Annotated in this window: 7 protein-coding genes; 5 read left to right on the top strand and 2 right to left on the bottom strand. The window is 71.9% G+C overall.

From position 1 onward, the window contains the following. The 3 genes from E1291_RS37015 to E1291_RS37005 form a co-directional block, all read left to right on the top strand. The coding region (locus E1291_RS37015; protein ID WP_131742711.1) for a PP2C family protein-serine/threonine phosphatase at positions 1-1530 on the top strand (1530 nt) is incomplete at its 5' end. A gap of 31 nt (positions 1531-1561) precedes the next feature. Continuing rightward, positions 1562-1900 (top strand): STAS domain-containing protein, encoded by a 339-nt coding sequence (locus tag E1291_RS37010; protein WP_131742710.1) that lies wholly within the window; start codon positions 1562-1564, stop codon positions 1898-1900. A gap of 54 nt (positions 1901-1954) precedes the next feature. Further along, positions 1955-2323, top strand: coding sequence for an ATP-binding protein (locus E1291_RS37005; RefSeq protein ID WP_242614613.1), 369 nt, complete (start codon positions 1955-1957; stop codon positions 2321-2323). A 115-nt stretch (positions 2324-2438) separates the two neighbouring features. Here the strand turns inward: E1291_RS37005 and E1291_RS37000 are convergent, their stop codons facing one another. Then, positions 2439-3788 (bottom strand): class II 3-deoxy-7-phosphoheptulonate synthase, encoded by a 1350-nt coding sequence (locus tag E1291_RS37000; protein WP_131742708.1) that lies wholly within the window; start codon positions 3786-3788, stop codon positions 2439-2441. Between the two features lie 143 nt (positions 3789-3931). Continuing rightward, entirely contained in the window at positions 3932-4939 is a 1008-nt protein-coding gene (locus E1291_RS36995; RefSeq protein WP_242614612.1) for a sigma-70 family RNA polymerase sigma factor, read from the bottom strand. A gap of 131 nt (positions 4940-5070) precedes the next feature. On the opposite strand from E1291_RS36995, the gene trxA reads away from it, so the two are divergent. Together trxA and E1291_RS36985 are read left to right on the top strand one after the other, a co-directional pair. Next, positions 5071-5424, top strand: a complete 354-nt coding sequence (gene trxA / locus E1291_RS36990; protein ID WP_131742707.1) for a thioredoxin — start codon at positions 5071-5073, stop codon at positions 5422-5424. A gap of 185 nt (positions 5425-5609) precedes the next feature. Next, positions 5610-6467 (top strand): putative RNA methyltransferase, encoded by an 858-nt coding sequence (locus tag E1291_RS36985; protein ID WP_242614611.1) that lies wholly within the window; start codon positions 5610-5612, stop codon positions 6465-6467. Positions 6468-7289: the final 822 nt, after the last annotated feature.

The raw sequence follows: 7289 nt of genomic DNA, 5'->3' as shown, positions 1-7289 counted from the left end.
CGCGGTGGTCTCGATCAGATCCGAGACCGAGCCCTCCTGGTAGTTCACCGTCCGCCCGTAGCCGGCACCCCCTGGGTCGCCGCCGACGCCTCCGACCCCGCGGCCGCCGCCCTGCGCGCCCGCTCCCTGGTCGCCGCGCCGCTGGAGTCCCAGGGCCGCCTCACCGGCCTCGTCGTGGCCGTCTCGGCGGCCGACGGCCGGTTCGACGAGGGCGACGGCGTCCGGCTCGGCAGGCTGGCCGACGAGACGTCGCTGGCGCTGGAGAAGGCGAGGGTCGGTGAACTGGAACGGTCCTGGCGCGGCTGGCTCAGCTTCGTCGCCGAGGCCAGCGACCTGCTCGCCGGCACCCTCGACCAGGAGCGCACGATGGCGCTGGTCGCCCAGCTGGTCGTGCCGCGCCTGGCGACCTGGTGCGCCGTCTACACCGTCGCCGAGTCCGACGCCGCCCAGCTCGAGTACGTGTGGCACGCCGACGAGACCCGCGCCGACGTGCTGCGCGACCTGCTCGACCACGCCGGCGCCGCGCCGCCGATGGACGCCTCCGGCCCCTGGAACGGGCTGGCCGCCGCGCCCCGGGAGGTGCGGGCCGCCGCCGGCGGCACCGCCACCGACCAGGTCTACGCCTTCCCGCTGATCGCCCGGGGCCGCCGCATCGGCACGATCGTGATCGGCCGCCCGGCCGACGACCGGTTCCCGCGCAGCGCCATCGAGCTGGCCGAGGAGCTGACCCGCCGCGCCGCCCTCGCCGTCGACAACGCGCGCCTGTTCTCCGCCCAGACCGCCATGAGCAGCGCCCTGCAGCGCAGCCTGCTGCCGCCCGGCATCCCCGAGATCCCGGGGCTGGAGGTCGCGGTCGTGTACGAGCCCGCCGGGGAGGGCAGCGAGGTCGGCGGCGACTTCTACGACGTCTTCGAGAGCGGCCTGCGGCCCGGCGATCCCTCGCCCGCGTCCCGCTGGCGCTTCGCGATCGGCGACGTGTGCGGCACCGGCCCCGAGGCCGCGGCGGTCACCGGCCTGGCCCGGCACGCGCTGCGGATCCTCGCCGCCGAGGACATGTCCGTCCCGGCCGTCCTCGCCCGGCTCAACCGGCTCATCCTCGGCGAGGGCGAGCGCGGGCGGCTGCTGACCCTCCTGCACGGCGAGATCGCCGCCCGGCGCCGCCGGGACGGCGTGACGATCAGCCTGTCCAGCGCGGGACACCCGCCCCCGCTGGTGCTCGACCCCGACGGCGGCGTCCGCGAGGCCGCCTCGCCGCAGCCGCTGCTCGGGGTCTTCGACGGTGTGGAGTTCCACACCGACACGGTCGAGCTGCGCCGCGGGGAGGTGCTGCTGTGCGTGACCGACGGGGTCACCGAGCGGCGCTCCGGCGGCCGGCTGCTGGGCGACGGCCAGGGCCTCGAACGGCTGCTGGCGGGCTGTACGGGGCTGAGCGCGGGGGCGGTGGCCGCGCGCATCCAGCGAGCGGTGCGCGACTTCGGTCCGGAGCCGTCGAACGACGACGTTGCCCTCATAGTTCTGCGGGCGTCATGATGAAGACCAACAATCGGTAAGGTGGGGTGGCGTGGGGCTTGCCTTGCACACGACACGACAGGACGGCCGTGCGACGATCGCCGCGCGCGGCTCCATCGACCTGCACTCCTCCGACGAGCTGCGGTCCCGGCTGACCGAGCTGGTGGACGCGGGGGAGCGTGAGGTCGTGGTCGATCTCACGGCGGTCGACTTCTGCGACTCCTCCGGCCTCAACGTCCTCGTCCGTGCCTACAAGCACGCGCGGGCGCAGAACGCGACGCTCACCGTCACCGGTGCCTACGGGCGCGTCGAGAACGTGCTGCGGACCACGGGCCTCGACCGCTTCCTCATCGGCGGTCCGGCGGAGGAGGCCCCGGCCGATGGGCGGTGACGGAAATGAGCGTGACGCGATGAAGAACGGCGAGCGGGCGGAGTGACCGACCCGATGACCGAGACCACCCTGCGCGCGGCGCCCCAGACCGAGGCCGTCGAGTACGCGCGGCGCCTGGCCGCCCGGACCATGCGCACCTGGGCGCTGATGGAGCGCGAGGAGCTCGTCACCGCGATCGTGGCCGAGCTCGTCGCCAACGCCGTCCGGCACGCGGGCACCGCCCTGGAGCTGCGCCTGCTGCGCGGCACCGGGCGCGTCCGCGTCGAGGTCCGCGACCGCGCCGCCCAGCTGCCGCGGCTGACGGTGCCCGGCCCGCTGGACGAGTCGCACCGCGGCCTGTTCATCGTCGACCGCTTCGCGAGCTCGTGGGGCGCCGACCCGGTGACCGGCGGCAAGGTCGTCTGGGCCGAGGTCGCCATCTGACGTCCCGGCGGGACGAGCCGCGCCGGACGTCCCGTCCGGCCTGCCCCAGGACCCCGCGAACGGCACGAGCCCCGGATCCGGTGGACCGGGGCTCGGCGCGACGCGGCCGGGACGCTCAGGACGCCTCGCGGTACAGCTCCGCCACCAGGAACGCCAGATCCAGCGACTGACCGCGGTTGAGGCGCGGGTCGCACGCCGTCTCGTACCGCTGGTGCAGGTCGGCCTCGTCGATGGCGTGGCCGCCGCCGACGCACTCGGTGACGTCGTCGCCGGTGAACTCGATGTGAATGCCGCCCGGGTGGGTGCCGAGGGCCCGGTGCACCTCGAAGAACCCCGCCAGCTCGTCCAGCACGTCGTCCAGCCGCCGGGTCTTGTGGCCGCTCGGCGCCTCGAACGTGTTCCCGTGCATCGGATCGCAGATCCACGCGACGGGCGCGCCGCTCTGGTGCACCTTCTCGATCAGCGGCGGCAGCGCGTCCCGGACCCGGCCGGCGCCCATCCGGGTGATGAAGGTCAACCGGCCCGGCTCGTGGTCGGGGTTCAGCCGCTCGATCAGCGCGAGCGCGTCGTCGGCGGAGGTCGCCGGGCCGAGCTTCACGCCGATCGGGTTGCGGATGTGCCGCAGGAACTCCACGTGCGCGCCGTCGAGCTGCCGGGTGCGCTCCCCGATCCACAGGAAGTGCGCCGAAACGTCGTACGGAAGGCCGCTGAGGCTGTCGATGCGGGTCAGCGCCCGCTCGTACTCCAGGAGCAGCGCCTCGTGGCTGGAGTAGAACTCCACGCTGTGGAACTCCTCGGGGTTCACCCCGCACGCCTTCATGAACGTCAGCGCCCGGTCGATCTCGCCCGCGAGCTGCTCGTAGCGGCGGCCCGCGGGGCTCTGCGCGACGAAGTCCTGGTTCCAGGCGTGCACCTGCCGCAGGTCGGCGTAGCCGCCCTTGGTGAACGCCCGGCACAGGTTCAGCGTCAGCGCCGAGCAGTGGTAGGCCCGCATCAGCCGCCGCGGGTCGTTGCGCCGCGACTCGGCGTCGAAGTCGAACCCGTTGACCGCGTCACCGCGGTAGGCGGGCAGTTCCAGGCCGCCGCGCGCCTCGATCGGCTTGGACCGCGGCTTGGCGTACTGCCCCGCCATCCTGCCGATCTTCACCACCGGCACGCTCGCGGCGTAGGTGAGCACGACCGCCATCTGCAGGAGGGTCTTGAGCTTGTTCCGCACGGCGTCGGCGTTCGACCCGTCGAACGTCTCGGCGCAGTCGCCGCCCTGGAGGACGAACGCCTCGCCGCGGGCGACGTCGGCGAGCTGGGCGCGGAGCTGGTCGCACTCTCCGGCGAAGACGAGCGGGGGCTGCCCGGCCAGCTCGGCGGCGACCGCCCTGAGCTCGTCGGGGTCGTCCCATTCGGGCTGCTGAAGGGCGGGGAGGTCACGCCAGGCGTCGAGGTCCCGGGGGGTACTGGAAGTACTCACCCTGAAAGGCTATGGCACCGTTCGCGGTCCGGCACCCGAGACCTCCGGCCCGGAACCCCGTGGACGCGACAGGGCGGCCCCTTACGGAGCCGCCCTGGTGTCGGTCGCCGGCCGTTCGCGAACGGCCCCCCGGGTCGTGATGATCAAGCCGCCCGGTTCCCGGCGGCGGTCCGCACGGGTTCCTCGGGCAGGGAGGCGTCCGCCAGGGGACGGCGCCCGCTCAGGTCCGTCTCGTTCGCGAGCTGCCGCAGCCGCCGCAGCGAACGGTCGGTGATCTGCCGGACCCGGTTGTGGCTCAGCCCGTACTGGGCGCCGATCTGCGCGTACGACAGCGGCTGGCCGCTGTCCATCCCGAACCGGGCGCGCAGGATGGCCGACTCCCGCTCGGGCAGCCGTTCCAGCAGCCGCCCGAGGCCCTCGATGTCGTCCAGCGCGAGGATCTCGGCCTCGGGCGTGACGGCGTCGGGATCCTCCAGCAGGTCGCCCATCGACGTCTCGCCCGCGTCGTCGACGGCCGCGTCCAGGCTCGCCGGGTCGCGCCGCCAGCGCAGCAGCTCGTCCACGTGCTCCGCGTCGGCGCCGAGGGAGCCGGCGAGCTCCTCACGGGTCGGCTCACGGCCTAGTTCGCGGCCCAGCTGGCGTTCGGCCCGCCGCAGGCGGGACAGCTCCTCCTCCACGTGGACGGGCAGCCGGATCGTCCGGGCGGTGTGGCTGAGCCCACGCCCGATCGCCTGCCTGATCCACCATGTCGCGTACGTGGAGAACTTGAAGCCGCGGCGGTAGTCGAACTTCTCCACCGCGCGCATCAGCCCCAGGTTCCCCTCCTGAATGAGGTCGATGAGGGGCAACGAGTCGGTCGGGTACTTGCGGGCGATCGAGACCACGAGGCGCAGGTTCGCCTCGACGAAGCGCTGTTTGGCGCGCAGGCCCGCCGCGCACAGCGCCTCCAGCTCCTCGGGGGTCGCGCCCTCGGGCACGGTCCCCTCCTCGAGCAGCTGTTCGGCGTACAGTCCCCCTTCGATCGCCTTGGCCAGATCGACCTCCTCCTGCGCGTCGAGCAGGGGGGTGCGGCCGATCCGGTCGAGGTACGCCCCGACAAGGTCCTTGTCGGGGACGTCGACCCTGTCGCCCTTGGTACGGGTTGCAGCCATCCTGACCCTTCTCCGGTGCGATCTCCCTAAGAGGACAACGCTAATTACCGCTCTGTGATTCCCGGGTGGGGAATACTGCGGGGCTGTCAGCCGCTCTAGGGTCCTGATACCCCGACTGAGGAGAATCCGACATGGCGACCGTGAACCTCACCGCGCAGAACTTCGACGAGGTCGCCCAGGGCGACGGCATCGTGCTGGTCGACTTCTGGGCGTCCTGGTGTGGTCCGTGCCGCCGCTTCGCGCCGGTGTACGAGAACTCCTCGGGCAAGCACGACGACATCGTGTTCGCCAAGGTCGACACCGAGGCCGAGCCGGAGCTGTCCGAGCGGTTCGGCATCGCGTCCATCCCCACGCTCATGGCGATCCGCGACGGTGTGATCGTTTTCGCCGAGCCGGGGGCGCTGCCCGACACCCTCCTGGAGAACGTGATCGAGCAGGTGCGGGCGCTCGACATGGACGACGTCCGCAGCCGCCTGGAGGCCTGAGCTCCTGATCCGCGAGCGGGGTTGATGACCGGTTCCGGCCGGTGAGCGGATGACCCGACGAGCCCGGAGCGCTCCGTATGCGCCCGCTCGCTCATCGTGATGGGTTGCCGAGACGGGACGTCCAGCCGTCGCCCGGGCGGCACGAAGGCAAAGATGCGGACCACGCCGCCCGTTCCGCACGATGCATGAACGATGATGGACGGATGCTCGCCGATGTCGTCGAATACCTGGTGTGCCCCGTGTGCGGAGCGGACCTCGCAATGGCGGACCGCGGACTGCTCTGTCCGGCCGGGCACACCTTCGACATCGCGCGGCAGGGGTACGCGAACCTTCTGCCGGGCAACGCCCGTCCGGGGACGGCGGACACCCCGGAGATGGTCCGCGCGCGTGACGCCTTCCTCGGCGCCGGTCACTTCACGTCACTGGCCGAACGTCTCGCCCGGAGCGTGGCCTCTACGGTCACGGGAAAGGCGTGCGTCCTGGACGCGGGCGCGGGCACGGGCCACTACCTGAGCCGGGTTCTGGACCGGTCCCCGGAGGCGGTCGGCCTCGCCCTCGACATCTCCAAGCACGCCGTCCGGCGCGCCGCTCGTGCGCACGCACGCCTCGGCGCCGTGGTCGCGGACCTGTGGCGGCCGTTGCCGCTGCGCGACGGTGCGGCCATGGCCATCGTGAACGTCTTCGCACCGCGCAACGCCGCCGAGTTCCATCGAGTGCTCCACGACGACGGGCTGCTGTTCACCGTCACCCCGTCCCCTGGGCATCTCGGCTCGCTGGTGGAACCGCTCGGACTGCTGACGGTGGACGAGCGCAAGACGGAACGCACCGACGCCGCCCTGGCCGGCTACTTCAAACTGGACGCGCGCCAGAACGTCGCCTCGGAGGCCGTCCTCACCCACGCGGAGGTCGCGACCCTTGTCGCGATGGGACCGAGCGCGCACCACGTACCGGCGGACCAGCTGTGGGCACGGTTGGAGTCACTCCCCGACCCGCTTCCCGTACCACTCTGCTTCGTTCTCTCAGCCTTCCGCAGGCTCGATTAGCCGTTGACCGGGAGCGGAGGCGAAGGCGCGGCCACCCTGTTCAGGCCGGGCGGACGGCTGGCCGCAAGCTCGCGAGCGTGGCACCGGAGGCCGTGGGGCCATGTCCCAGTGATCGCCCGCACCAGACGGTGAGCCCGCCTCGAGCTGCGCACATCCTCGGCGGCCCGGGGCGCCGCTGATCCGGCGGGAGTCGGGCCGCGTGCCGTCAGCGCCATGACGCGAAACGGGGCGCCGTTCACTGATCGTCGAATGCGGGCCCGCCCGTCCGGCCGCACGGTGACCCGACTCACCAGGAGAGCGAAACCCGAGGTCATCGCGGTGCGGAGGAGAACGAGCCGCGGAAGGGGGCGCATGACGCGAGAGCCCCGGTTTGACGGGGCTTAAGAGCACCCTTAGTGTTTTCAATGCCCAAGGGGATGCAGGACGCCGCGAGGCGGTCGGCCCCGGGGACATCAGGCCAGAGAATTCGGTACGAGCCTCGCTCAAGCTGATGTACGATGGCCTGGTACGCCCGAGACGGGATGCAGGACGCCGAGAGGTGGCCGGCCCGGAGGGCACTCCCAGCCCAGTGATCCCGATGGTCTCTTGAGTCCATCGATTCCTCATGTGCTGGAACTCAGGTACGAACCCGTCTGACAAAAACGATCTTCCGGATCGTCTTGACAGCGGCGAAGAACCTGGTAAGTTAGAAGGGTTGCCCCGGAGCGGGGCTCGCGGGAGCGGGTCCGGCGCGGTGGGTGTCCGTTTCTTGAGAACTCAACAGCGTGTTAAAAGCCAGTGCCTTTATCGATCTGGCCGGTTTGTTCGGCTGGATCGCCCCGT

Source organism: Actinomadura roseirufa, from assembly GCF_900659635.1.
GTDB classification, from domain to species: domain Bacteria; phylum Actinomycetota; class Actinomycetes; order Streptosporangiales; family Streptosporangiaceae; genus Spirillospora; species Spirillospora roseirufa.
This window is presented reverse-complemented; position numbering and strand designations above follow the sequence as displayed.

Bases quoted from the DNA above. Each gene is read 5' to 3' on its own strand.
- E1291_RS36985 (WP_242614611.1), top strand. From the start codon at position 5,610: ATGAACGATGATGGACGGATGCTCGCCGATGTCGTCGAATACCTGGTG.
- trxA (WP_131742707.1), top strand. From the start codon at position 5,071: ATGGCGACCGTGAACCTCACCGCGCAGAACTTCGACGAGGTCGCCCAG.
- E1291_RS37005 (WP_242614613.1), top strand. From the start codon at position 1,955: ATGACCGAGACCACCCTGCGCGCGGCGCCCCAGACCGAGGCCGTCGAG.
- E1291_RS36995 (WP_242614612.1), bottom strand. From the start codon at position 4,939: ATGGCTGCAACCCGTACCAAGGGCGACAGGGTCGACGTCCCCGACAAG.